The sequence below is a fragment of the Azospirillum largimobile genome (assembly GCF_977007025.2).
In genome coordinates this window covers 100,662-125,216 of the sequence record NZ_CDRMUA020000004.1, presented here as the reverse complement: position 1 = coordinate 125,216, position 24,555 = coordinate 100,662, and the positions used below count along the sequence as shown (strand labels likewise).

Here is a 24,555-nt window from a genome sequence, read left to right as displayed (position 1 = left end):
TGGCGCGGATTCTTACCGCAAAAAGAAAGCCCCTCTCCGCGCGGGGCGGAGAGGGGCAAGGCTTCGGGAGGACGCCCGAGAGGAAACGGTCAGAAAAGGCCGGGATCAGGCATGCGCGCCCGCGCCCTGCACCGCCGGCTTCGGCACGGCCACGGCGGCCACCGGCTTCTTCAACAGGCGCAGCGCCAGGGCCGTCACGACGGTGCCGACCACCAGGGCCACGACATAGCCCAGCAGATGCGTGACCGCGTTCGGGATGGGCAGCACGAAGACGCCGCCATGGGGAACCTTCAGCTCCGCCCCGATCGCCATGGAGATGGCACCGGTCAGCGAGGCGCCGATCATCAGCGCCGGAATGACGCGCAGCGGATCGCGGGCGGCGAAGGGAATTGCGCCTTCGGTGATGAAGGCGATGCCCAGCACGGCGGCGGCGTTGCCGGCCTCGCGCTCTTCGGCGGTGAAGCGGTCGGCGAACAGCTTGGTGGCCAGCGCCAGACCCAGCGGAGGCACCATGCCGGCGGCCATGGCGGCGGCCATCGGGGTGTAGACCTGCGACGCGATCAGGCCGGTGGAGAAGGCGTAGGCCGCCTTGTTGACCGGACCGCCCATGTCGAAGGCCATCATGGCGCCGATCAGCAGACCCAGCAGGATGGCGCTGCTTCCCTGCATGCCCTTCAGCCAGGCGCTCATCCAGGCCAGGGCTTCGGCGACGGGGGTGCCGACGACGTAGATCATCAGCAGGCCGGTCAGCAGCGAACCCAGCAGCGGCAGGATCAGAACCGGCTTCAAGCCTTCCAGATTGCGGTGCAGCCTGATGTGCCGGTTGAGGAAGGCCGTGCCGTAGCCGGCGATGAAGCCGGCGACGATGCCGCCCAGGAAGCCGGCGCCGATGCTGCCGGCCAGGATGCCGCCCACCATGCCGGGGGCGATGCCGGGGCGGTCGGCGATCGAATAGGCGATGTAGCCGGCCAGCGCCGGCACCATCAGGGCGAAGGCCCCCTTGGCGCCGATCTGGAACAGGGCATAGCCCAGCGTCCCGGCGTTGGATTCCTCATAGACGTAGATGCCGCCCAACGCGAAGGCGAGCGCGATCAGCAGTCCGCCCGTCACCACAAAGGGCAGCATGAAGGACACGCCGGTCATCAGGTGCTTGTAGGGGCCGGTGCGCTGGGCCGACCGCTCCGCCTTGCCGGCGGCGACCGCATCGACCAGCTGGGTCGCGCCGCCGGAAGCCCCGCCGGAAACGCCACCGGGGGCGCCATGCGGCTTGGCCTCGGCCAGAGCGCGGGTGACCAGGGCCTTGCCGTCGTTGATGGCGGGCTTGGTGCCGCTCAGGAACACGCGCTTGCCGGCGAAGCGGGAGAGGTCGATCTGGGTGTCGGCGGCGATCAGGACGAGGTCGGCGTCGCGGATCTCCTCGTCGGTCAGCGTGTCGCGCGCGCCGACGGACCCCTGTGTCTCCACCCGGACCTTGTGGCCCAGCGCGGTGGCCGCCTGCTGGATGCCTTCGGCCGCCATGAAGGTGTGGGCGATGCCGGTCGGGCAGGAGGTGATGGCGACGATCCGGCGCGGCCCCGCGGCGGACGGTGCCGCCGAAGCGGCGCCCAGCGCCCGTTCCAGAACCGCGGCCGGGCCGGCCAGCACCTCGTCGAGCGAGGCGCTGCTGCGCTTCAACGCGGCGAAGCGCCCCTCGTCGAGGTCGCCGCTGCCGACCAGGATGACGCCATCAGCCTTGGGCGGCGCCGCGGGGTCGAGCGGGGACTGGATGCCGAGGCTGGAGCGGATCTCCACCTGGATGCCATGTCCCAGCGAGGTCGCGGCCTTGCGCAGGGCTTCGGCCGCCAGAACGGCCTGGGTGGTGAGGTCGCCCGCCGCGATCACGGCCAACAGGTTCGCCATTGTTTCCTCCTGACGGGTTCGGTCCCGCCCCTGTCACTGTGTTGAGTCCGCTGTGTTGAATCTCGTCCGATGCCGTCCGGCGGCGGAAATCAATCGGGCGACCTGAGCGCCACCTGGGCCACCAGCGACCGCACGGTTGCCGGATCGGGCAGGTTCGGGCCGAAACAGCCCAGCTTGGCGGCGGCGAAGGCCACCGACAGGCGCGCCACATCCTCCAGCCCCCCATCCATCTGGAAGGCGGCGATCAGGCCGGCAACCATCGCGTCGCCCGCCCCGACGGTGCTCAGCGCCGTCACCGGCGGCAGCCGCCCGTGCAGCGCGCGCTCACCGCTGACGAACAGCGCGCCGTCCGCCCCCAGCGAGACCACCACCACCGCCACGCCGCGCCGCTGCAGGCCGCGCGCCGCCTCCAGCAGGTCGGCATCGGTCGGCAGCGGCCGGCCGGCCCAATCCTCCAGCTCATGGCGGTTCGGCTTGATGCAGTGGGGCAGCGCGCCGGTGGACGCCAGCGCCGCAGCCAGCGGCGCCCCGCTGCTGTCCAGCACCACGCGGGCGCCGGCCGCCGAGAGGTCGGCGGTCAGCCCGGCATAGGCATCCGCCGGCAATCCGTCGGGCAGGCTGCCGGCCAGCAGGACCGGCGTCCCCGGCTCCACCAGCCCCAGCACCGTCTGGCGCACGCGGTCGAGAGCGCCTGCATCGGCGCTCAGCCCCGGCAGGTTGATGTCGGTGGTGTCGTTGGCGGCGAGATCGGCGATCTTGATGTTGACGCGCGTCTCTCCCGGCAGCCGCAGGAAGGCGTCGGCGATGCCCTTGGCCGCGAACATCGTCTCGAACGGCGCCGCGTTTCCGCTGCCGAGCAGGCCGGTGGCGACCACCGGCGTGCCCCAGTCGGCAAGGCAGCTGGCGACGTTCACCCCTTTGCCGCCGGCATTGTGGCGCACTGCCTTGGCCCGGTGGACGCTGCCGGGTTTCAGCGCCTCGACCGTGATGGTCTGGTCGATGGCCGGGTTCAGGGTGACGGTGACGACCGGCTTCGTCATGACGCACCTCCCTCCAGCGCCCGCACCTCGTCGGAGGATTCGCAGTCCAGCGCACGCCGGGCGAGATCCCGCAGACCGGCGAGGTCGCTGTCGCGCAGCCGGTCCTTGACGCTGGGAATGTCGCGCGGGGTCATCGACAGCTCGCGCACGCCGAGGCCGGCCAGCAGGGCGGCGCCGAACGGGTCGCCGGCGATGCCGCCGCAGACGCCGACCCAGCGGCCATGTTTCTCGGCGCCGTCCACCGTCATGCGGATCAGGCGCAGCACCGACGGGTGCAGGCTGTCGGCCTCCGCCGCCAGTTCGGGATGCTGGCGGTCGATGGCCAGCGCATACTGCGTCAGGTCGTTGGTGCCGATGGAGAAGAAATCGACATGGCGGGCCAGCACGTCGGCCTGGATGGCGGCGGCCGGCACCTCCACCATGATGCCCAGCGGCACCGCCGGCGCGTCCAGCTCCGCCCGGAGGCGGTCGCAGACGGCGCGCAGAGCCTCGATCTCGCGCAGGGTGGTGATCATCGGGAACATGATCAGCAGCGAACCCGGCTTCGCCCCCTTGGCGGCGCGGTAGAGGGCGCGCAGCTGCGGTTCCAGCAGTTCCGGATGACGCAGAAGCAGGCGGGCGCCGCGCACGCCGAGGAATGGATTCTCCTCATGCGGCAGCTGCAGGTGCGGCACCTGCTTGTCGCCGCCGATGTCGAGCGCGCGGACGATCAGCGGCCGGCCGTCCAGCGCCTCCAGCATGGCGCGGTAGGTCTCGTACTGCTCCTCCTCGCTGGGGGCGTCGCCGCGCTCCAGGAACAGGAACTCGGTGCGCATCAGGCCGACGCCCTCGGCCCCCTGGGACAGCGCCATGGCCACCTGATCGGGCCGGTTGACGTTGGCGCCGATCTCCACCGTGTGGCCGTCGCGGGTGCGGGCCGGCAGGCCGCGCCGCTCTTCCTGCTGGGCCTTCCTGACGCGCTGCTCCTCGATCCAGCCGCGGGCGGCGGCGAGGTCGGCTTCGGACGGGTCCAGGTACAGGCGGCCGGACTGGCCGTCGAGGATGGCGGTGGTGCCGTTGGCAAGCCCGGTCAGCGGACCGCCGCCCGCCACCATCGCCGGCAACCCAAGCGTGCGCGCCAGGATCGCCGTGTGGGAGGTCGGGCCGCCCTGCGCCGTCGCCAGCCCGATGACGCGGCCCATGTCGAGCGCCGCGGTGTCGGACGGCGACAGATCGTCGGCGACCAGGATGCAGGGGGTGTCAGGCAGGTCGCGGATCGAGCCGCCGCGCAGGTCGGGGTCGATACGGGTCAGCACCCGGCGGCCGACATCGCGCAGGTCGGCGGCGCGGCCGGCCAGCACCGGGTTGGGGTTGGCGGCCAGCGTCGCAGCGCTGCGTTCCACCGCCTCGTTCCAGGACCATCCGGGGCCATGCCCCTCCACCATCAGCTGGCAAGCCAACGTGATCAGGTCGGTGTCGTTCAGCAGCTCCGCCTGCGCGCCGAAGATCCCGGCCTCGGCAGGTCCGAGCCGGCGGGCGGTGTCGTCGGCCAGAGCCTTCAACTGCTGGCGGGTCAGGTTCAGCGCCTCGTGCAGGCGGTTGCCGCCCTCCAGCAGCGGGGCCGGACGGTCGGGCACGGTCAGGTCGGCCTTCGGCATCACATGAACCGGACCGATGGCGAGGCCGGGGCTGGCGCCGATGCCGGCGACCACCGGCATCTCGCGACCGGTGGCGGCTGGAGGCGTCCAACCCTGCAGCACGGCCTTCGCCTTGCGCGCCGCGGCGGCGGCGTCCGCCTTCTCCCGCGCGCTCAAGCCTGTGATGGTCGCGCGCAGACGGTTCAACACGGCGCGCGCATCCGGGCCGTCGGTGGAAACGGTGATGCGGTCGCCGGGCCGCAGGCCCAGTTGCAGCAGCGCGACCAGCGTCTTGCCGTCGGCCACCTCGCCGCCATGGCGGATGCGGACGCGGCCGGCGGCGGCGCGGGCGGTCTCCACCCAGGCGGCGGCCGGGCGGGCATGCAGGCCGGTCGGGTAATCGACCACCCACTCGAACGTCTCGGCAAGATCGCCTGCCTCAGACGCGGCCGCCGCCGGCATCGCGGACTCGTCAGACAGGGCGGCGACCAAATCGGCCGGATCGGTGGTGGTGAAGAGCGCGCCCAGCCGCTGCTCGTCCTGCATCAGGCGGGTCAGGCGGCGCAGGATGGCGATGTGGGCGTCGGACTGCGCGGCGATCGCCACGACCAGCCGGGCGGTCTGCCCGTCGTTCCACACCACGCCGTCCGGCACCTGAAGGATGGCGATGCCGTTGCGGCGGACCAGATTGCGGTCGTCCACCATGCCGTGCGGGATGGCGACGCCATGGCCGAGGAAGGTGTTCGCCACCGATTCCCGCCGGATCATGCTGTCGGCATAGGCGGGATCGATGCAGCCCGCAGCGATCAGAAGCTGCGCCGCCTCGCGGATCGCCGCCTCCTTCCCGGCCGGGGCGGCGCCCAGGCGGACCAGATCCGGGGGAAGGCTAAGGGGGTGCGTGTCGGTGGCCATGGCGACCGTCTCCTCCGCATGTTCTTGTGTGGTCTCTTGAGAGCAAGTGAAAACGATTACAGTTCAGCTGTCAACGCTTGTTGCGTTGCAGCATATGGACTTTTCCGGATGAACGGCTTGTCAGCCGCACGAAAATGGGGGATGTTCAGCCGAAGGTACTGGAAACGTTTTCAGTAAGCTCGTCAAAATTTGCCGCGCTCTGGTCATCACCGGCCGGCGCCGCTAAGGTTGCACCCCCTCTTTCGGGGCATCCGCCACACGATCGGTCTGCACATGAGCGTCTCGGGAAAAACCGCCAGCATCAAGGATGTGGCCCTGGCCGCCGGGGTATCGGTCGCCACCGTGTCGCGCGTGCTCGGCAGCGGCCCGGTCAGCGAGGCGCTGCGCAAGCGGGTGGAAGACGCGGTGCGCGCCACCGGCTACCGCCCCAACCTGTCGGCACGGCGGCTGCGCTCCCAGCATTCGCAGACCATCGGGCTGGTGGTGTCGGACATCCGCAACCCCTTCTTCACCGCGGTCAGCCGCGCGGTGGAGGATGCGGCCTACCGCGCCGGCATGCGCGTCATCCTGTGCAACAGCGACGAGAATCCGGAGCGGGAGGAACTGTACCTCCGCCTGATGCAGGAGGAGCGGATCACCGGCCTGATCTTCGCCCCCACGCGCAGCACGCTGGACCGGCTGGATGGGCTCGACCTGGATTTCCCCGTCGTGCTGATCGACCGCAACGCGCCGACCGGACGGCACGACGCGGTGGTGCTCGACAACCCACGCGCCGCGGCGATGCTGGTCGAGCATCTGCATGCCCAGGGCTACCGCCGCATCGCCGGCCTGTTCGGCAACACCAGCACCACCGGGCAGGAGCGTCACGACGGCTATCGCGCCGCCATGGCCGCCCGCGGCCTGACGCCCGCCGCCCGTTTCCTCGCGCCCTATGCGGACGCGGCGGAGGAGGCGGTGGTGGAGTGGATGGCCGAACCCGACCGGCCGGAGGCTTTCATCGTCAGCAACAGCCTGTTCCTGATGGGCGTGGTCAAGGCCGCCCGCCGGCTCGGCCTGCAGATCCCGGACGGGCTGGCGGTGGCCGGCTTCGACAACGAGCCCTGGACCGAGCTGGTCGGACCCGGCCTGACCGTGATCGAGCAGCCGGTGCAGGACATCGGCCGGTCCGCCATGACCCTGCTGTTCGAACGGCTGGAGGAACCGGACCGGCCCAGCCGACGCCTCGTTCTTGGCGGCACCTGCATCGTACGCGGGTCCACCGCCGCCAGGATGGTTCTTGGGATGGCCCCCCGGCTGACTGACGCGGACTGAGCGTCCGCTCGCTGTTGCCAGTCGGCACTTCGGACATGGATCGAAGGTTCCATTTCACCGCTTCCCCAACCCTGGGGGCGGAGCGCGGCGGCGCGCTTGCTTCGCCGACCGTGCGCGGCCTGCCCTGGTTCGGGGTAATCCCACCGCTTTAAAATTGGCGTCGCCGATAATCGGGATCCGAAAGATACGTCAGGACCCCGATAAATCCCCAACGAACGCCCAATAAAAAATACCCTTGCGGTGTGTTGGAAGAACAGTTCCGAAAGCGGCGTTGACCATCGCCGCGGTCTCCCACTACCGTTCGATGTGCAAATGCGAAAGAACAAACCCGCTCAAGACTGAATAACGCTGTCGGAGAGAGTTTGTTTCTTCACGAGAAAATAATCGAGATCAGCGGAATCTTTGTTGGCAACGCCAGCAATCTTCGCGCAGGACCCGGTGTGACCGGTTCCTTGTCTGAACATCCGGGCCACCGAAAGGGATGAACTGTCCACCGCACATGCCCATCGCCGCAGCCTTGGGGGAGGGGCCGGCGCCGAATCCCGGACAAGAGCCGCGACGCCGCCGGGATGACGCGGGACCGACGCTTCAGGGGACACCAACGGGGGTGAGAGCGTAATGCAAAATGGTTCCACCGGTCAGTCTGCGGCGGCAGCACCGGCCCGGCGCAGCTTTGCGCGGGATGGCGTCGCCACCATTCTCGTCACCGCCGCCACGATGGGGCTGGGCCTGCTGACAGGCGTCCTGGTCGCCCGCACTCTGGGGCCGGACGGCCGGGGGGCGCTGACCGCGGTGCTCACCACGGCGCAACTGCTGGGCTGGCTGTTCGGCATGGGCTGCGGCAAGGCGGTGACCTATGCACTGTCCCGCGACCCGTCGGCCGGCGGGCGGCTGCTGACCACCTGGACACTGATGCTGCTGCCGGTCGCGGCGGCGGCGGTGCTGGCGGGCTACCTGCTTCTGCCGACCCTGCTGGCGGCCCAGCCGGCTGAGACGCTGGAGTTGGCCCGCCTCTACCTGCCGATGATCGCGCTGGCGCTTCTGTCGGAACTGACGATGGGGCTGGTCCTCGGCGACCAGGATTTCCGCAGCTTCAACGCGCTGAACTTCCTCCAGCCGGCGGGGGTCGCCGTCTCCTATGCCGTGCTGTGGGCCATCGGCCTGTTCACGGTCGAGACCGCGGTGATCGCCCAGGCGGCGATGAGCACGCTGGTGCTGGTCGCCGCCCTGCTGCTTCTTCTGCGGCGCCACGGCATCGGCCGGCCGGACATCGCGCTCGGCCGCAGCACCGCCTGGTATGCGATGCGCACCCACGGCGACGTCGTGGGGGGCGTCATCACCCAGCGGCTGGACCTGCTGATCATCCCGGCCTTCCTGCCGGCGGCGCAGGTCGGGCTCTATGCGCTGGCGACCAGCCTGTCCTGGCTGATCGTCAACCTGTCGAGCGCGCTCGCCACCGTCGTGATGCCGGCGGCCACCCGGCGCGGCCGGTCGGGACGCGATCTGGTGCTGAACAGCCTGCAGGCGACCTTCGCCGTCGGCGGGGTGCTGGGGGGCGGGCTGTTCCTGTTCGCCGACATCGCCATCGGCCTGGTCTACGGCCCCTCCTTCGCCGACAGCGCCCTGCCGCTGCGGCTGCTGCTGCCGGGCGCGGTGCTCTATGCCGCGGCGTCGATCCTGCTGAACGGCCTCTATGCCGAGAACCGGCCCTTCACCGCCACCCTCGCCAACCTGCTGGGCATGGTGGTCACGGTGGGCGGCCTGCTGCTGTTCCTGCGCAGCGGCGGGATCCTGGCGGCGGCGGTCGTGTCCACCGTCGCCTATGCGCTGGTGTTCGTCGCCGCGGCGGCGCTCTACCGGCGGGCGACCGGGCTGCCCTGGCGGGCCTTCCTGCCGGACCCGGCGCTGCTCGCCTCGCTGCCGCGCCACCTGCTCAACAAGCCGCCGCCGGCCGCCGCCACCGCGGCCGGGCATACCGGCAAATAGCCCGGCCGGCAAATAACCCGGCGAAAAGCCTGAACCCGGAATTTGAGGAAACCCACAATGCGACTGTCGCTCTTGACGCCCGAATATCCGCCCGGCGAAAAGCTCGGCGGTATCGCCACCCACACCCACACGATGGCGCGCGCGCTGACCCGGCTGGGCCATGCGGTGCAGGTGGTGACTCCGTGGAAGGCCGGCGGTCCTGCGGCCGGCACCGCGATCGAGGACGGGGTGACGGTCCAGCGCGTCGATCCCGGCCCGCGGATCCAGCCGATGCTTGACCGCTTCCGCACCAACCGCCGTCTGGCGGACGCCGTGCGCTCCTTCAATCCCGATGTTGTCCATGCGGCGGAGTTCGATGCCGACGCCTGGTGGCTCACCCGCTTCAGCACCATCCCGGTGGTGACGCGGCTCGCCACCCCGACCGGCCTGGTGGTGGACACCAACACCGGCAGCTGGGGTCCGCACACCCACCTGCTGAACGCGCTGGAGCGCGACCAGACCAAGCGCAGCGCCGCGATCTATGCCTCCACCCGCGCCATCGCCCGCCGGGTCGCCGACTACTGGCACATCGCGCCGGAGCTGATCCAGGTCATCCCCAACAGCATCGACCTCGCCGCGGTGAAGGCCGCCGGCGCCGGCCAGCCGCCCATTCCCCTGCCCAATCGCTTCATCGCCTTCTTCGGCCGCCTGGAAGGGCGCAAGGGCATCGCTGCCCTCGGCCGCGCCATCCCCGCCGTGCTGGCCGCCAACCCCGACCTGCATCTGGTGATGGTCGGCGGCGAGGATCCGGCGAGCGCCGCCGTCATCGACCAGTTCCGCCGCGACGTGGCCCCGGTCGCCGACCGCGTTCACTTCACCGGCGCCCTGCCGCGCGAAGACGCGCTGGCCGTGGTGGCGCGGGCGGAACTGGCCGTCGTTCCCTCGCTGTGGGAGAGCTTCGGCTTCGTGGTGGTGGAGGCGATGGCGCTGGGCGTGCCGGTGGTGGCCAGCGACTGCGGCGGCTTCCCCGAGATCATCGAGAACGGCCGCTCCGGCTGGCTGGTCCCGCCGGGCGAAGCGGCCCCGCTGCGCGACATGCTGATCGCCCGGCTGGCCGACCCCGCCGGCCTGAAGGCGGCGGCCGATGCCGGGCTGGAACGCGCCAAGGTCTTCGACGTCGACACGGTGGCCGCACAGGTCGCCAGCCTGCTGGAGCATGCCAAGGCCGAGCGCACGCAGGCCGCCAGCTCCGGCATCTACAACAACGGCTACCGCCGCCATTTCCGCCCCGACCACCCGACCACCCCCTTCTACCGCATCTATGACGAGAAGCGGCGCGCGGTGGCGGCGGAGCTGGAGCGGGCGCCGCGGATGCGCATCCTCGACGTCGGCGGCGGCTATGGCCGCATCACCGGCCCCTTCGCCGAACGCCACGACGTGACCCTGGTCGACATCTCGCACGAGATGCTGGCCGAGGCGAAGGAGCGGTTCCCCGCCCTGGCGGTGCAGCAGGCCGACGCCCGCAAGCTGCCTTTCCCGGACGACAGCTTCGACCTCGTCATCGCCATGGACCTGCTCTGCCACCTGCCCGACCTTGAGGCCGGCGTGCGCGAGCTGAAGCGGGTGGTCAAGCCCGGCGGCCGGATCGCCTGCGACACCACCAATGCCAACCCCCTCTGGGTGATCGCCTATCCCCGCTACTACCGCTGGCGGCCCGACCGGCTGCTGGCGACCATGCGCTGCCACGGCGTCCTGCCGGAATGGAAGGCGCTGGTCCGCCACCACTGGGCGCCGGAGATGCGCAAGGCCATCGCCGCGACCGGCCTGACCCTGCAGAAGACCGATCACTTCGGACCGCCGGGGGTGGCGAAATGGCACCTGTGGTGGTGCAAGCGCGGCGGCAACGGGCCGGAGGGACGCGCATCGTGACGAAACCGTCCCTGCTCCTCTTCCTCGCCCATGGCGGCGACCCGCACCGCGTCGCCATGGCGCCGGTGCTGGCCGCCGCGGCGGAACGCGCCGGCTGGACCTTCGACCTCTACTATGACGGCCGCCGCAGCGGCCGCCATTTCGGCGGCTGGGAGGACGGCAACCGCACCGAGGCGACCGGCACCGGCAGCCTGATGGCCGGCGGCCGGCATCTGGACCATGCGCTGTGGCTGACCACCCGCTACCGGGTCGTGGCGCTGGGCGATCCCGCCTCGCCGCTGTGGCCGGTGGTGGAAGCCGGCGGCGAGTGCGCCCTGCGCAGCACCGACCCCGCCGCCCTTTACGACGCCGCCTTCCGCCTGCTGGAGCAGCCGCTGCCCGACGAGGTCGCGGTGCTGGACATGGCGCCGCAGACCCCGCTCGGCATCGTCGCCGCTCCCTTCCTTTACCCGCGCCTGCTGGCCGAGCCGCGCCTGGGCATCGACGTGAGCGCCGACGTGGCCCTGCGCGAGCGGCTGGAAGCCTTGGGCGCCCGGCGCTTCGTCGGGCTCTGCGTCGACCCGGTGCGCGCCCGCCACTTCCCCGGCGGCCTCGACGCCGTCGAGGGCAAGGTGGCCGGCGAAAGCTATGCCAGCTTCAGCGCCGGCCTCGCCCACCGCCATGTGGAGTGGGGACGCGGCACCCTGCTGGGCGACCCGGACCTGATCGCGGCGCAACTGCCGATGGCGGCGGCCAAGCGCCTGCTCCCGCTCTACGGCCGGCCGCAAACCGACGTGATCGACCGCGCCGCCGACCTGATCCGCGCCGGGGCCGACCCGGTCTATGGCCGGCAGTTCGACGACCACGACTTCTTCGCGCTGGGCCGGCTCGGCCGCGGCCTGCAGATCGTCGATCCCGACCCGCCCTTCGCCAGCGCCGCCGCGGTGCCGCTGCGCATCCAGGAGCCGCCGCAGCCCTTCACCGATTACGAGCCCGACGACGCCACGCTGCGCCGCTGGGCGGATGAGGGGCGGGTATTGACCACGCTGGTGCTGTGGTCGGGCATGATCCGCGAGCTACACTGCATCCCGCGCATCCTCGATCTGGTGGCGGCGACCGGCCTGCGCTGCGGCCTCGTGGTCACGGTCGACAGCCTGACCCAGTCCAGCCCCGCCGACCTCGCCCTGCTGGCGGTGCCGGAAGAGCGCGGCGGCGTGCTGGGCCGGGTGGAGCTTCTGCTGGGCAGCACCGGCCGCGGCGTCTGTGCCGAGGGCGAGATGCAGGCCGGTGAACTGGCCCGCCTGCTGGCCGATGCGCGGGCGGAGGTGGCGACCATGCTGCCGTCCGGCCTGATGCCGCGGGGCTGGTGGCCGCTGGTCGACTCCCCCCTGGTGCCCGGCAGCACGCCGCGCCTTCATTGGGAGGAAGGCCGCCCGGTCCTGCGCATCTCCCCCCGCCCGCGCCCGTCGGAAACGCCGGCCTCCAGTGCGGAGAATGCCGATACCGGAGCCGCCGCGCCGCGCACCGCGCCCAACACGCCCCGGACCGCCGCCCCGGCGATGGACGCCCGGCGCTTGATCGGCAACGCGCTGCGCCGCTACCGGCTCGACCGCTTCTACGAGGCGTGGCGCCCCTACGACGACGCCCGACCCGGCCCGGTCCGGCCCGACATCGCCGCCGCCGTACAGTCCGCCGGCTTCGAATACATGTGGACCAAGGCCGATTTCGGCAGCGCGGCGCCGGCCCTGGTGGACGGCGACTTCGTCGCCCTGCCCTTCACCGCCGGCGACTGGGACGGCTGGTCGCCCTTCTACACCATCCGCAACACTGCCCAGGTCCGCTCGGCCGAACGCCGGCTGACCCGCGGCGGCAAGCCGGGATGGCTCGCCTCCAACATCGATTCCATCCTGTGGATGCTGCCCGGCGAGGTTCTGGAGAAGGGCCGCGCGCTGTTCCAGGTCGCCCAGCTCGTCGCCGGGGGCGGCGGGACCGGCAAGCTGGTCAACGTCACGCCCAACACCGTCGCCCGCTACGCCCGCATCCTGGCGGAAGCGGAGGCGGAGGCGAAGACGGGAGAGCGGACCCCCGGACATCCCCGACAGGTTCCGCCGCCGGACCAGCCGTCCGGCACGTCCGGAGCCGCGCAAGAGATCGCCGCCTCCAACGCCGCCGGCTCCGGCACCGCCGTCTCCAAGGCCGCAAAGGACCCGGCCGAGGTCGGCTGAGCCGCCGCCCGTTCCACCCATCGGTCTTTCCCGCGCACAGTCAGTCGAGATAGAGGAGTTCAGCCCATGGAAGCACCGGAACACCGCCTGCCATCCGGCGCGGCCGGTTTCGCCTCCGGTCTGGTCGCACCGCCGGTCGGTTCGGGCGCCGACAAGGTCGACGTCAAGCGGCTGGCTCAGACACTTTGGCGCCAGAAATGGCTGATCCTGGGCATCTCCGCGGTCCTGTGGCTGCCGGCGGTGCTACTGATCAACTCCATGACGCCGCTCTACAGCGCGTCCACCGTGGTGGTGATCGACCCGCACCCGAACCGGGTCATCAACATCCCTTCGGTGTCGGAGCCGATGGGCATCTATCAGGACACCGTCAACACCGAGGTCGAGATCCTGCGGTCCCGCGATCTCGCCCGCCGGGTGGTGGAGGCGCTGAACCTGGGGCAGGAACCGGAATATGCGGCGACCGCCGACAAGCCCGGCCCGCTCACGCCGCTGCTGGAGGACGGCCGCGCCCTGCTGATCGACGTGGCCGGCGCCCTGCCGGAGCCGCTGTCCGCCATGCTGACGCCGCCGCCCCGCCCCGCCGCCCCCACCGGCGACGCGGCCGAGGTGGAAAGCGCCCGCCTGATCGACGCCTTCCAGAAGAACCTGCGGGTCAGCCCCGGCGTGCAGTCGCGCGCGATCCGCATCACGGTGGAGGCCAAGGATCCGCAGCTGGCCGCCCGCGCCGCCAACGCGGTGGCCGACGCCTATATCGCCCTCCAGGTGGAGGCGAAGCGCAATGCCACCCAGCGTGCCAGCGAATGGCTGCAGAGCCGGCTGGACGAGCTGCGCCAGGACATGACCACCACCGGCCGCGCCGCGATCGAGGCGATGCGGTCTGAAACCGGCATGGTGAAGGGCCGCGACGCCCCGCTGGTGAACGAGGAGATGTCGGCCCTCAACGCCCAGCTGGCGGAGGCGCGGACCGCCCATGCCAACGCCCAGGCCCGGCTGCGCCAGTTGCAGGCCGTTCGTCCCGGCAACCCGGAATCGCTGACCGGCACCGACATCGGCGGCGATCCGCTGATCACCGGCCTGCGCCAGCGCCAGGCGGCGCTCAGCGCCCAACTGGCCGAGCTGCGCGCCCAGTATGGAGACCGCCATCCGGCGCTGACCCGTCCGGCCGCCGAACTGCGCGACCTCAATGCGTCGCTCGCCACCGAGGTCGACCGCGTGGTCCGCGGCCTGCGCGGCGAAGTGGAACAGCAGGTCGCCAAGATCCAGGACCTCAGCCGGCGGCTGGAGGGTCTGCGCACCGAATCCTTCGACACCCTCCAGGCCGACGTCCGTCTGCGCGAATTGCAGCGGCAGGCCGATGCTTCCGACGACAACTACCGCCGCGCCGTCACCCGCCTGAAGGAGACCCAGGTGCTCCAGGCGCTGGAGATGACGCCGGACGTGCGCATCGTGTCGTCCGCCTCGGTGCCGACGGGTCCGGTCGGGCCGGGCAAGACGGTGCTGGCCGGGCTGGCCGCGGTCGTCTGCGGCGCCATCGCCACCGGCATCGCGCTGGTGCGCACCATGGGGCAGCGCGGCGTCTACAGCTCCCATCAGGTGGAGGCTCTGCTGGGCCTGCCGGCGGTCGGCATCGTGCCGCTGCTGGGCCGCGCCAAGCGGGGACGCAACGGAGAGGCCGCCCGCGATCCCTATGCGGAGACCGGCGGCGGCGACTTCGCCGAAGCGGTCTGGCGGCTCTGCGCCCGGCTGCGGCTGGTCCGTACCGGTGCCGAGACGGCCACCGCCAAGGGCGGCGAGGTCATCATGCTGACCTCTTCCGTCGCGGGCGAGGGCAAGACGACGATGGCGGTGGCGCTGTCCGCCTTCCTGGCCGAAGCCGGCCGCCGCGTGGTGGTGGTCGATTGCGACACCCGCCGGCCCAACGTCCACCGCCTGCTGGGCAACGGCCGGCCGCCCAAGGGCCTGACCGACCTGCTGGACGGCGACGCCACGCTGGACCAGGTGGTGCATCTGGACGAGCGCCGCCGGGTGGCGGTGATCGCCGCCGGCCGGCCGGTGGACCGGCCGCAGACCCTCCTCGGTTCCCAGGCGATGCTGTCGCTGCTGGTCGAACTGTCCGAACGCTACGACGTGATCGTGCTCGACACGCCGCCGGTGCTGTCGGTGTCCGACGCGCTGATCCTGGCGCCGCTGGCCGACCGCATCCTCTATGTCGTGCGCTGGGCGCGCACCGCCTCCAGCCTCGCCGGGGCCGGCATCAAGCAGGTGCGGCAGGTCGGCGGACGGGTCAGCGGGGCGGTGCTGTCGATGGTCAACGCCCGCGAGCACGCGAACCTCGAATATGGCGCCCGCCCGCCCAGCGGCCGCTCCTACCGCCTGCGCCGCATCGCCTGAGCGGCCGATTTCCAGCCTTTCGCAAAGGCCTGCCCCTTGCCGGAGAACCCACCATGAAAGTCGCGATCGTCCATTACTGGCTCGTCGGGATGCGCGGGGGTGAGAAGGTTATCGAAGCCCTGTGCGAGCTGTATCCGGAGGCCGACGTCTTCACCCACGTCTATCGGCCGGAGCGCATCTCTCCCGTCATCCGCAGCCACCGGGTCACCACCACCTTCATCGACCGGCTGCCGATGGCCCACCGGATGTACCAGAAATACCTGCCGCTGATGCCGCTGGCGCTGGAGCAGCTCGACCTCAGCGCCTACGACCTGGTGATCAGCAGCGAATCCGGCCCGGCCAAGGGCGTGCTGACGCGGCCCGACGCGCTGCATGTCTGCTACTGCCACACGCCGATGCGCTACGTGTGGAGCGGCTATCACGACTATCTGTCGTCGGCCGGCCCGGTCATCCGGCCGCTGATGCCATACGCCATCCACCGGCTGCGGCAGTGGGATCTGGCGACCGCCGCGCGGGTCGACCGCTTCATCGCCAATTCGGAAACGGTGGCCCAGCGCATCTGGCGGGTCTACCGCCGCGACTCCACCGTCATCAACCCGCCGGTGGAGACCCGCCGCTTCGCGACCGCCGAGCCGCCCGGCGACCATTACCTGTTCGTCAGCCAGTTGGTGTCCTACAAGCGCGCCGACGTGGCGATCGAGGCCTTCAACCGCATGGGCCGCAAGCTGGTCGTCGTCGGCGAGGGCGAGGAGTTCCGCCGGCTGAAGCAGATGGCCGGACCGACGGTGGAACTGCTCGGCCACTGCTCCGCCGAGGAGCTGGACCGGCAGTATGCCGCCTGCCGCGCCCTGGTCTTCACCGCCAACGAGGATTTCGGCATCGTGCCGGTGGAGGCGATGGCCGCCGGCCGGCCGGTGATCGCCCTGAACCGCGGCGGCGCCACCGAAACGGTGAAGGACGGCCTGTCCGGCCTGTTCTTCGACCAGCAGACGCCCGAGGCGCTGATCGAGGCGGTGGAGCGGTTCGAGGCGCAGGAACGCCGCTTCAACCCGGCCGTCATCCAGGCCTATGCCGCCCGCTTCGACCGGGCCGTGTTCAAGACGCGGCTGCGCGAGACCATCGACAGCTGGATGAACGGCGAGGAACCGTCGCTGGCCCCGGCACGGGCCGCTGTCCACGGCGCCCGCGGGCGGGAGCTGGCCCCGGCATGAGCGAGACCATGAGCCCCACGGCCGTTTCCCGTCCCAGCGTCCTGGTCCCCGTCGACCCCGATGCGACCGAGCGCCTCGGCGTCACCGTGATCGTCCCGACCTACCGCCGGCCGGACCAACTGGCCGGCTGCCTCGACGGGCTGGTCCGGCAGACCCTGGCACCCGCCCAGGTGATCGTCACCGTGCGCGACACCGACCCCGCTTCCGCCGAGGTCGCCCGCCGCTACGAGGGCGCGCTGGCGATGCAGGTCGTCGAGATCGAGGTGCCGGGACAGGTTGCGGCCATCAACCGCGGCATGGACCATGCCCGCGCCGACATCGTCGCCATCACCGACGACGACGCGGTCCCCCATCCCGACTGGGTGGAGCGCATCGAGGCCTGGTACCGTACCGATCCCAGGATCGGCGGCGTCGGCGGACGCGACCATGTCTATCACGACGGCGTGCCGGAAACCGGCGAGAGGCAGGTCGTCGGCCGGCTGCAATGGTTCGGCCGCGTCATCGGCAACCACCATCTGGGCGTCGGCCCGGCGCAGGACGTCGACGTCCTGAAGGGTGCCAACTGGAGCTTCCGCCGTGCCGCCATCGCCGACGAACGGCTGAACACCCGGCTGCGCGGCAGCGGCGCCCAGGTCCGCAACGAGGTCGATTTCTGCCTGCGGCTGTCCCGCCGCGGCTGGCGGCTGGTCTACGACCCGCTGGTGGCGGTCGACCATTTCCCGGCCGTCCGCTTCGACATCGACCAGCGCGGATCCGACCATTTCCATCCGCTGGCGCAGGAGAACGCGACCTACAACGACACCATCGCCCTGATGGCCCATTTCAACCCGGCGAACCGCATGGCCTTCGCCGCCTGGGCCTTCCTGGTCGGCACCTGCGAGTTTCCGGGTGCCGTGCAATGGGCGCGGCTCGCCCTGCGCGGCGACCGGCATGCCGGGGCGAAGCTGCGCGCCACCCTGCGTGGCCGGCTGGCCGGGATGCGCGACTGGCGGGAGTCGCCGGCATGACCTTTGCCACTGCCGGCGCCGCTGCGGGGATCGACCAGACCCAACTGGGTCACCAGCAGGGTGGGGACGGCCTGCCGTCCGTCGCCAAGATGGCCCCCGCCCTTTTCTGGTTCGTGGTGGCGATGCCGGTGCTGATGGGCAAGGCCGGCCTGCTGGAGATCATCTTTCCGATCGGCGCGCTTGCCACCGGTGCCCTGCTGGTGACGCGCGATCCGGCCCGCTTCGCCGCCTTCACCTGGTGGCTGTGGTTCCTGACGCCGGAGGTGCGCCGGCTGGTCGACTATCAGGCGGGATGGAGCGTGATCAGCCCGGTCATGGTGACGCCCTTCGCGGTCGGCGCCATGACCTGTCTGGTGATCGCGCAGTATTTGCCGATGCTGCGCTACCGCGCTTATTTCGGCTTCGTGCCGGTGATGATCGGGCTGTTCTACGCCTATGTCAACGGCGTCACCCAGGCGGGCATGGCGGCGGCGACCTTCGCACTGCTGAACTGGCTGGTGCCGGTGACGCTCGGCCTCTATGTCGCCCTGCATTGGCCGATCTACCCACAGATCCGCGACGCGGTGCTGCGCGCCTTCGTGCTGGGGATGGCGCTGGTCGGCGGATACGGGCTGATCCAGTATTTCGTGATGCCGCCCTGGGATGCGCGCTGGCTGATCAATGTCGGCATGACCAACCAGGGTTTGCCGCTGCCGATGCAGGTGCGGGTGTTCAGCACGCTGAACAGCTCCGGCCCGCTGGCCTTCCTGCTGGTGACCGGGCTGGCCGTGCTGCCGGCGGCCCGCGGCATCCTGGTGCCGATCGCCGGCGCCCTAGCGCTGGGGTCGCTTCTGCTCAGCCTCGTCCGCGCCGCGTGGCTGGCCGGGCTGTTCGTCTTCGTCTGGCTTCTGCTGACCATGCCCGGCCGGCACCGGCTGCGGCTGGTGGCGGTCGGCTGCGGGCTGGTGCTGTGTTCCCTGCCGCTGCTCAGCGTGCCGATGGTCAATCAGGCGATCGTCAAGCGCTTCGACACGCTGAACTCGATGGAGAACGACCGCAGCTATCAGGAGCGGCAGGAATTCTACGGCCGTTTCCTGATCCAGGCGCTGACGGAGGTGCGCGGCGCCGGGCTCGGCACCGTCGACACCGCGACCAAGCTGACCAACGAGGACGGCCATCTCGGCGCCATGGCCTACTTCGACAGCGGCATCCTGCGCGTCCCCTACGAGCTGGGCTGGCCCGGCACGCTGGGCTATGTCGCGGGCATCGTCACGCTGATGGTCGGGTTGCTGCGCCGTGGCGGCGCCCCGCCGGATCCTTTCGCCCGCTGTGCCGAGACCGCCGCCCTGACGATCCTCGGCTGCATGGTGTTCGAACACACGCTGGTGAAGGTCACGGGCGTCGGCTTCTGGTTCTTCCTGGGCATGGGCATGGCCGCGAAGAATTACGGGCTCGCCAGCCTCCAGCCCGCCCCGCAACCGGCGGCGCTCCCAGCGGAGCAACGCCAGGAGAAAAAGCCCCAGGAGGACAATCGATGGACGGAAGCCTGACCTTCCCCGCGGAGATGCGGGAGGCCAGCGTGCTCCAGCTCGGGCTGGGCTGGTTCCCCGAAACCCATGGCGGGGCGGAGAACATGTTCTACCACCTCGCCCGCCACCTGCCGCAGCAGGGCATCGCGTTCTCCGGGCTGGTGCTCGGCAACACCTCCGCCACGCTGGACAACGGCGCCCGCATCGACAGCTTCGCGCCGCCGACCGCCTCGCTGCCGCGCCGCGTGGCGGCGGCGCGCACCGCCATCGCCGCGGCGCTGCGGCGGCAGGCGCCCGACCTCGTCGCCTCGCATTTTGCGCTGAACACGGTGGGCGCGCTGCCCGCCCTGCGCAACCGGCCGCTGGTCGTCCATTTCCACGGTCCCTGGGCGCTGGAAAGCGCCGCGGAGGGGGCCGGCGCCCTGTCGGTGCGGCTGAAGTTCCTGGTGGAACGGCTGGTCTATCACCGCGCCACCCGCTTCGTCGTGCTGTCCCGTTCCTTCGGCACCATCCTGGCCGAGCGCTACGGCGTGCCGCCCGACCGCATCCACCGGGTGCCGGGCGGCGTCGAGGCGGACCGCTACGACCTTCCCGACAGCCGGCAGCAGGCGCGGGCGCGGCTGGGCTGGCCGCAGGGGCGTCCCGTCATCCTGACGGTCCGCCGTCTGGTCAAGCGCATGGGGCTGACCGCCCTGGTGGATGCCATGGTGGAGTTGCGCCGCCGGGTGCCGGATGCGCTGCTGGTCGTCGCCGGCCGTGGGCCGGAAGCGGCGGCGCTGCAGGACCGCATCGGCGCGCTGGGGCTGGAGGAGCATGTGCGGCTTCTCGGCTTCGTGCCCGACGCGCAGCTACCGCTGGCCTACCGCGCCGCCGACCTGTGCGTCATGCCCTCGCAGGCGCTGGAGGGCTTCGGCCTGACCGCTCTTGAATCGCTGGCCTCCGGCACGCCGGTTCTGGTCACCCCCGTCGGCGGCCTGCCGGAGGTGGTGGAGGGGCTGGACGGCGATCTCGTTCTGGCGGGGACCGACGCGCGCGCCATCGGCATCGGCCTGGCGGAGGCGCTGACCGGCGTCCGCCGGCTGCCCGACGCCGACGCCTGCCGGTCGCTGGTGCGCACCCGCTTCGATTGGCCGGTCATCGCCGCCCGCACCGCCGCCGTCTACCGCGACGCCCTGCAATGAGCCCGCCGCTATGAGCCCACTGCCATGAGCCCACTGCCATGAGCACCATCGTCATCCTGTGCGACCACGCCCACCCCAGCGGCGGGCTGGCCAAGGTCGCCATCGCCGGGGCGGTCGGACTGGCGCAGCGCGGCCACCGGGTGCATTTCTTCACCGCCGTGCCGCCCGTCGATCCCGCCCTTCTGATCGACGGCATCACCGTCCATTGCCTGGAACAGCCGGACCTGAAGGGCAACGCCGACCGTGTGCAGGCGGCGCTCCGCGGCATCTGGAACCGGGAGTCGGCGCGCGCGCTGGACGAGCTGCTGGCCCGCTGCCCGGCCAACGACACGGTGGTCCACATCCATGGCTGGGCCAAGGCGCTGTCGCCCAGCGTCTTTCCGGTCTGCCGCCGCTCCGGCCTGCCGGTGCTGCTGACCCTGCACGACTATTTCCCGCTCTGTCCGAACGGCGCCTTCTTCGTCTTTCCTGAGGGCGTCAACTGCCCGCACCGGGCGCTGTCGGCTGGCTGCCTCGCCACCGACTGCGACGCCCGCGCCCGGCATCACAAATGGTGGCGGGCGGCCCGTCATGCGGCGGGCGCGCTGGCCGGCGGCTTCACCGGCGGCATGGCGCTGGTGACGCTCAGCGACCGCCAGCGCGCGGTGATCGCGCCGCATCTGCCCCCCGGCGCCATCACACTGCCGATCCCCAACCCGGTGGAGGTGGCGGCGGAGATCCGCGACCGCGACCCTGCTCCCGTCGCAGACAACCGCCATGTGCTGTTCGTCGGCCGCCTGTCGCGCGAGAAGGGGGCCGCCTTGCTGGCCGAGGCGGCGGCGCAGGCCGGCATCCCGGTGCGCTTCGTCGGCGACGGCGACGAGGCCGAGGCCGTCCGCCGCCTGAACCCGGAGGCCGAACTCGCCGGCTGGCTGCCGCCCGACGCTGTGCTGGAGGAGGTCCGGCGGGCACGGGCGCTGGTGGTGCCGTCGCTGTGGTACGAGACCTTCGGGCTGGCCGCCTACGAGGCGCTTGCCAACGGCGTTCCCGTGATCGTCAGCGACAATTGCGCGGCGGCGGAGGCGGTGCGGACCGGCGAGAACGGCTTCCTGTTCCGCAGCGGCGACGACGCCGACCTCGCCCGCTGCCTGCGCCTGCTCTCCCACGACGGCGAGGTGGCGCGGATGGGCCGCACCGCCCATGCCGACTATTGGCGGGCGCCCTTCACGCTGGACCGCCATCTCGACCGAGTGGAGGAAGTCTACCGCGCCGCCCTCAGCGGCGGACTGGCGGCGATGGCACGGCTCGACACCAGCCCGCCGCTGGGCGCGGCGCGGGCCTGCGCGCCATGACGCCCCCTCCCCCATTCGTCAGGCTTATCGGCAGGCGCCTGCTGCTGGCCGCGGCGCTGGCCTTTCCCGCCGCAGCATCGGCCGCACAGGACAAACCGTTGCGCCCCCGACCCGAACCGTCGCCGTCATCGCAGTCACCCGGTCCCGCCCTGTCCATCCGCGATCGCGGCGCCATCGGCGACGGGCGCAGCCATCCGCTGTCCGAACGCTACAAGAGCCTGGAGGCGGCGCGGCGCGTCCATCCGCATGTCCGCTCGCTCGACCAGGAATGCGACTGGGCCGCCCTGCAGGGCGCCGTGCTGGAGCTGTCGCGGTCTGGCCATGGCGGGACGGTGATGGTGCCGCCCGGCCATTACCGGCTGGACGGCGAGATCGTCCTGCCCAACCTCGACCGCTATGACGAGGCCTTCAACGAGGTGGAGATCGTCGGCGCCGGCATGCGCGCCTCGCTGCTGTCCTGGCCGGAGGACCTCGGCCCCGGCCGCTTCGGCATCCGCGCGGGCAGCCGGATGGCGGCGCGCGACGATGACGGCTACCAGCGCAGCCGCATCGCCCATCTCAGCCTGCAGGGGCCGAAGCCCGGCAACCGGCCGGGCGACCCGCCGCCGGGCATGGGCGGGGTGGCCCTGACCTCCCGCTTCGTGCTGGAACGGGTGGGGGTGTTCGGCTTCCAGGCCGGGGTGGATGTGTGGCGCGACCATTCCTCGCTGATTTCCTGCCAGCTCACCAAGAACCACATCGGCGCCTATTGGTCGGCGGGGACGGAGAGCTTCGGCGACCATCTGTTCCTCGACACCGACCTCGCCGGCAACACGCTGGCCTCCATCGCCGTGGCGCCGGAGAACGGCATCGACCATTCCAGCTTCATCTCCTGCCATTTCGGCTTCTCGCCCTACGGAATTTTGGCGGAGGACGGCCCGCCCAAGCGCACCTTCCTGTCGAACAACAAGTTCCTGGACTGCGCCTTCGAGGCCTGCGGCAACGGCTGGATCCACGGCCCGGCGGCGGAGATGTACGGCAACAGCCTAATCGGCTGCAGCGGTTCGCTCCTGCCCCGCTACCGGCTGCCGAAACAGCCGGCGACCGGCCTGATCGTGGTGCGCTCGCTGGAGCGCAACCAGTTCACCGGCGGCACCGCCAGTTTCGGCGACGGCACCAACGACCGCGCCGCCGACATCGGGACGGCCGCCATCGTCGCCGCCAGCGCCGTCGGCAACCGGTTCGACGATGCCGATCGCCTGATCCGCCTCGGCCGCGACGGGCTCGCCCCCGCCTTGTCGGTCTCCGGCACTTGCCGCGCCAACCGGTTCGAGGCGATGGAGTGTTCCGGCGAGTTTCGCAAGGTCGGTACCGGCGGCGTCGATGCCGGCAATCTGGTGCAGCGCGACTATGACCGCGTCCGCCGTCTGGAGCCGGACCACCCGGCGGACGGCGTCGCCCTCACCTCCGCATCTCCCGGCGGCGTCGTCCCCATCGCCACCACCGGTACCGCCCCGGTCGGCAAGAGCCGCGGCGCCATCCGCATGGGAACCGTCCTGCGCCCCGCCGCCGCCATGCCGCACCGGGTGGACCCGGCCCCCGGCCCCACCGCCGCCGTGGGCATCGCGGTGGCGGACGCACCGGCAGGCAGCGACAGCGTGATGGTCGATCTGCGGCTGGAGGTCAGGTAAGGCGGTCGCGTATGGCTCCCTCTCCCGCCCCGGAAGAGGGCGACGGTCGCCAAGCTACGGACCGCCCCCTCAGGACGTCGACCTGACCAGCGTGCCGCTCAACCCCACTCCACTGGCCAGCGGCCCCATCGCTTCCAGAAGATCCACATACTGCCCCGCCGTCACCGGCCAGTCGTGGCGTTCGGCGATGCGGCGGCCGGCTTCGCCCATGCGGCGGCGCTCCTCCGGATCGGCGGCCAGTCGGCGCATCGCCGCGACCAGAGCGTCCTGCGCATCCGGGTCGTCCAGCACGACGGCCGCCCCGTCCTCCAGCAGCCAGCTGGCGCCGGCAAGCCGCGTGGTGACGACCGGCAGGCCGCTCGCCGCCGCCTCCAGCAGGACCAGCCCGAAGGGCTCGTAGCGGGTCGGGAAGACGAACAGGTCGGCCGCCGCCATCAGCGCTGCCACGTCGCGCCGGTGGCCGAGGAATCGCACGCGCTCCTCCACCCCCAGTGACCGCGCCAGCGCCGGAAAGGGACCGCCGCGCTCGTCCCCCACCACCGCCAGCGACAGGTCCGGCACCTCGGCCAGGGCGCGCAGGATGCCATCCAGATTCTTGCGGTCGCTGCGGGCGTCGCCGACGAACAACGCCACCGGACGGCCGGGCGGCAGTCCGAACAGCGCCGGGTCGGGCGTGCCGGGCCGGAATTCCGCCACGTCGACGCCGTTGTCGATTACCGCCAGCCGGGCCGGATCGATGCCGTCCCGGCGCAGTTCCTCCGCCACCGTGCGCGACACCGCCACCAGCCGGCCGGCGCGGCGGAAACTCCAGCGCTCGAAGCCGACATTCAGCAGCGTGTAGAGCGCCCGGTACAGCGACAGCGGCGACAGGCCCTTGCGCACGGGATGGGTGGGCGAGCGCATCCAGGCCGAATGGACGAAATGCACGGCGTTGACGTCCGACCGCGCCCAGCTGACGAAGCCGTTCACCACCACACGGTCGATCCCCGCCCGCCTTGCCCGCGCCAGCGCGCGGCTCGCCCGCCAAGCGAACATTTGGTCCTTGGCCAGCTGCGTCGGCACCCCGCCGCCATCGACAGGCACCCAGCGCAGGCTGGGATGGCGCGCCAGTTCGTCCGCCACCTCCGTCGCGATGGCGACCACCTCGTGCCCGCGGCGCAGAAGCTCCTCCACGACGACGGCATTCACCCGTCCCTGCCCGTCATGGCGGACGATCTTCTGCGTGACCACGGCAACGCGCATCGCGCTTCCCCTGCTCGGCTGTATCGACGGTATCGGCGGCGGTTCACTCCGGAGTGGACCACGGAGCCGCCGCGCACACCAAACAAACGAAAGAGACCGATTGCGCTCAACAGGCGTAAGTCTGCCGTTGCCGCCCCA

General features: G+C 71.3%; 15 protein-coding genes. 11 read left to right on the top strand and 4 right to left on the bottom strand.

What is annotated here, in order from left to right; all coding sequences use genetic code 11:
- Positions 1–105: 105 nt before the first annotated feature.
- The 3 genes from ACWPKK_RS22045 to ptsP all read right to left on the bottom strand — a co-directional run bounded on the left by ACWPKK_RS22045 (position 106) and on the right by ptsP (position 5,467).
- On the bottom strand, positions 106–1,899 hold the full coding sequence (locus ACWPKK_RS22045) for a PTS fructose transporter subunit IIBC (protein WP_452008491.1): 1,794 nt from the start codon (positions 1,897–1,899) through the stop codon (positions 106–108).
- Between the two features lie 89 nt (positions 1,900–1,988).
- Positions 1,989–2,939 carry a 1-phosphofructokinase gene (gene pfkB / locus ACWPKK_RS22040; protein WP_452008488.1) on the bottom strand — a complete coding sequence of 317 codons (951 nt, stop codon included), beginning with the start codon at positions 2,937–2,939 and terminating at the stop codon, positions 1,989–1,991.
- Positions 2,936–5,467 (bottom strand): phosphoenolpyruvate--protein phosphotransferase, encoded by a 2,532-nt coding sequence (ptsP, locus tag ACWPKK_RS22035; protein ID WP_452008485.1) that lies wholly within the window; start codon positions 5,465–5,467, stop codon positions 2,936–2,938. Before ptsP ends, pfkB begins: the two co-directional genes overlap by 4 nt.
- A gap of 273 nt (positions 5,468–5,740) precedes the next feature.
- On the opposite strand from ptsP, the gene ACWPKK_RS22030 reads away from it, so the two are divergent.
- The 11 genes from ACWPKK_RS22030 (at position 5,741) to ACWPKK_RS21980 (ending at position 23,175) form a co-directional block, all read left to right on the top strand.
- On the top strand, positions 5,741–6,778 hold the full coding sequence (locus tag ACWPKK_RS22030; RefSeq protein WP_452008483.1) for a LacI family DNA-binding transcriptional regulator: 1,038 nt from the start codon (positions 5,741–5,743) through the stop codon (positions 6,776–6,778).
- Between the two features lie 618 nt (positions 6,779–7,396).
- Positions 7,397–8,764 (top strand): lipopolysaccharide biosynthesis protein, encoded by a 1,368-nt coding sequence (locus ACWPKK_RS22025; protein ID WP_452008480.1) that lies wholly within the window; start codon positions 7,397–7,399, stop codon positions 8,762–8,764.
- 57 nt (positions 8,765–8,821) lie between these two features.
- Positions 8,822–10,672, top strand: a complete 1,851-nt coding sequence (locus tag ACWPKK_RS22020) for a glycosyltransferase (protein WP_452008478.1) — start codon at positions 8,822–8,824, stop codon at positions 10,670–10,672.
- Positions 10,669–12,876, top strand: a complete 2,208-nt coding sequence (locus ACWPKK_RS22015; RefSeq protein ID WP_452008475.1) for a hypothetical protein — start codon at positions 10,669–10,671, stop codon at positions 12,874–12,876. The genes ACWPKK_RS22020 and ACWPKK_RS22015 overlap by 4 nt, the downstream gene beginning before the upstream one ends.
- Positions 12,877–12,942: 66 nt before the next feature.
- Positions 12,943–15,267 carry a GumC family protein gene (locus tag ACWPKK_RS22010; RefSeq protein ID WP_452008472.1) on the top strand — a complete coding sequence of 775 codons (2,325 nt, stop codon included), beginning with the start codon at positions 12,943–12,945 and terminating at the stop codon, positions 15,265–15,267.
- A gap of 53 nt (positions 15,268–15,320) precedes the next feature.
- Entirely contained in the window at positions 15,321–16,478 is a 1,158-nt protein-coding gene (locus ACWPKK_RS22005) for a glycosyltransferase (RefSeq protein ID WP_452008470.1), read from the top strand.
- Entirely contained in the window at positions 16,475–17,485 is a 1,011-nt protein-coding gene (locus tag ACWPKK_RS22000) for a glycosyltransferase family 2 protein (protein WP_452008467.1), read from the top strand. Before ACWPKK_RS22005 ends, ACWPKK_RS22000 begins: the two co-directional genes overlap by 4 nt.
- Positions 17,482–19,014, top strand: coding sequence for an O-antigen ligase family protein (locus ACWPKK_RS21995; RefSeq protein ID WP_452008465.1), 1,533 nt, complete (start codon positions 17,482–17,484; stop codon positions 19,012–19,014). The genes ACWPKK_RS22000 and ACWPKK_RS21995 overlap by 4 nt, the downstream gene beginning before the upstream one ends.
- 14 nt (positions 19,015–19,028) lie before the next feature.
- Positions 19,029–20,174, top strand: a complete 1,146-nt coding sequence (locus tag ACWPKK_RS21990) for a glycosyltransferase family 4 protein (RefSeq protein ID WP_452009608.1) — start codon at positions 19,029–19,031, stop codon at positions 20,172–20,174.
- A 38-nt stretch (positions 20,175–20,212) separates the two neighbouring features.
- Complete coding sequence (locus ACWPKK_RS21985; protein WP_452008463.1) at positions 20,213–21,505, top strand: glycosyltransferase family 4 protein; 1,293 nt, start codon at positions 20,213–20,215, stop codon at positions 21,503–21,505.
- Positions 21,502–23,175 (top strand): DUF2190 family protein, encoded by a 1,674-nt coding sequence (locus ACWPKK_RS21980; protein WP_452008461.1) that lies wholly within the window; start codon positions 21,502–21,504, stop codon positions 23,173–23,175. Before ACWPKK_RS21985 ends, ACWPKK_RS21980 begins: the two co-directional genes overlap by 4 nt.
- 69 nt (positions 23,176–23,244) lie before the next feature.
- On the opposite strand, the gene ACWPKK_RS21975 is transcribed toward ACWPKK_RS21980, so the two are convergent.
- Entirely contained in the window at positions 23,245–24,417 is a 1,173-nt protein-coding gene (locus tag ACWPKK_RS21975; RefSeq protein WP_452008459.1) for a glycosyltransferase family 4 protein, read from the bottom strand.
- Positions 24,418–24,555 lie beyond the last annotated feature (138 nt).

Coding starts and splice junctions, on each gene's coding strand:
- ACWPKK_RS22045 (WP_452008491.1), bottom strand. CDS start 1,899: ATGGCGAACCTGTTGGCCGTGATCGCGGCGGGCGACCTCACCACCCAG.
- pfkB (WP_452008488.1), bottom strand. CDS start 2,939: ATGACGAAGCCGGTCGTCACCGTCACCCTGAACCCGGCCATCGACCAG.
- ptsP (WP_452008485.1), bottom strand. CDS start 5,467: ATGGCCACCGACACGCACCCCCTTAGCCTTCCCCCGGATCTGGTCCGC.
- ACWPKK_RS22030 (WP_452008483.1), top strand. CDS start 5,741: ATGAGCGTCTCGGGAAAAACCGCCAGCATCAAGGATGTGGCCCTGGCC.
- ACWPKK_RS22025 (WP_452008480.1), top strand. CDS start 7,397: ATGCAAAATGGTTCCACCGGTCAGTCTGCGGCGGCAGCACCGGCCCGG.
- ACWPKK_RS22020 (WP_452008478.1), top strand. CDS start 8,822: ATGCGACTGTCGCTCTTGACGCCCGAATATCCGCCCGGCGAAAAGCTC.
- ACWPKK_RS22010 (WP_452008472.1), top strand. CDS start 12,943: ATGGAAGCACCGGAACACCGCCTGCCATCCGGCGCGGCCGGTTTCGCC.
- ACWPKK_RS22005 (WP_452008470.1), top strand. CDS start 15,321: ATGAAAGTCGCGATCGTCCATTACTGGCTCGTCGGGATGCGCGGGGGT.
- ACWPKK_RS22000 (WP_452008467.1), top strand. CDS start 16,475: ATGAGCGAGACCATGAGCCCCACGGCCGTTTCCCGTCCCAGCGTCCTG.
- ACWPKK_RS21995 (WP_452008465.1), top strand. CDS start 17,482: ATGACCTTTGCCACTGCCGGCGCCGCTGCGGGGATCGACCAGACCCAA.
- ACWPKK_RS21990 (WP_452009608.1), top strand. CDS start 19,029: ATGCGGGAGGCCAGCGTGCTCCAGCTCGGGCTGGGCTGGTTCCCCGAA.
- ACWPKK_RS21985 (WP_452008463.1), top strand. CDS start 20,213: ATGAGCACCATCGTCATCCTGTGCGACCACGCCCACCCCAGCGGCGGG.
- ACWPKK_RS21980 (WP_452008461.1), top strand. CDS start 21,502: ATGACGCCCCCTCCCCCATTCGTCAGGCTTATCGGCAGGCGCCTGCTG.
- ACWPKK_RS21975 (WP_452008459.1), bottom strand. CDS start 24,417: ATGCGCGTTGCCGTGGTCACGCAGAAGATCGTCCGCCATGACGGGCAG.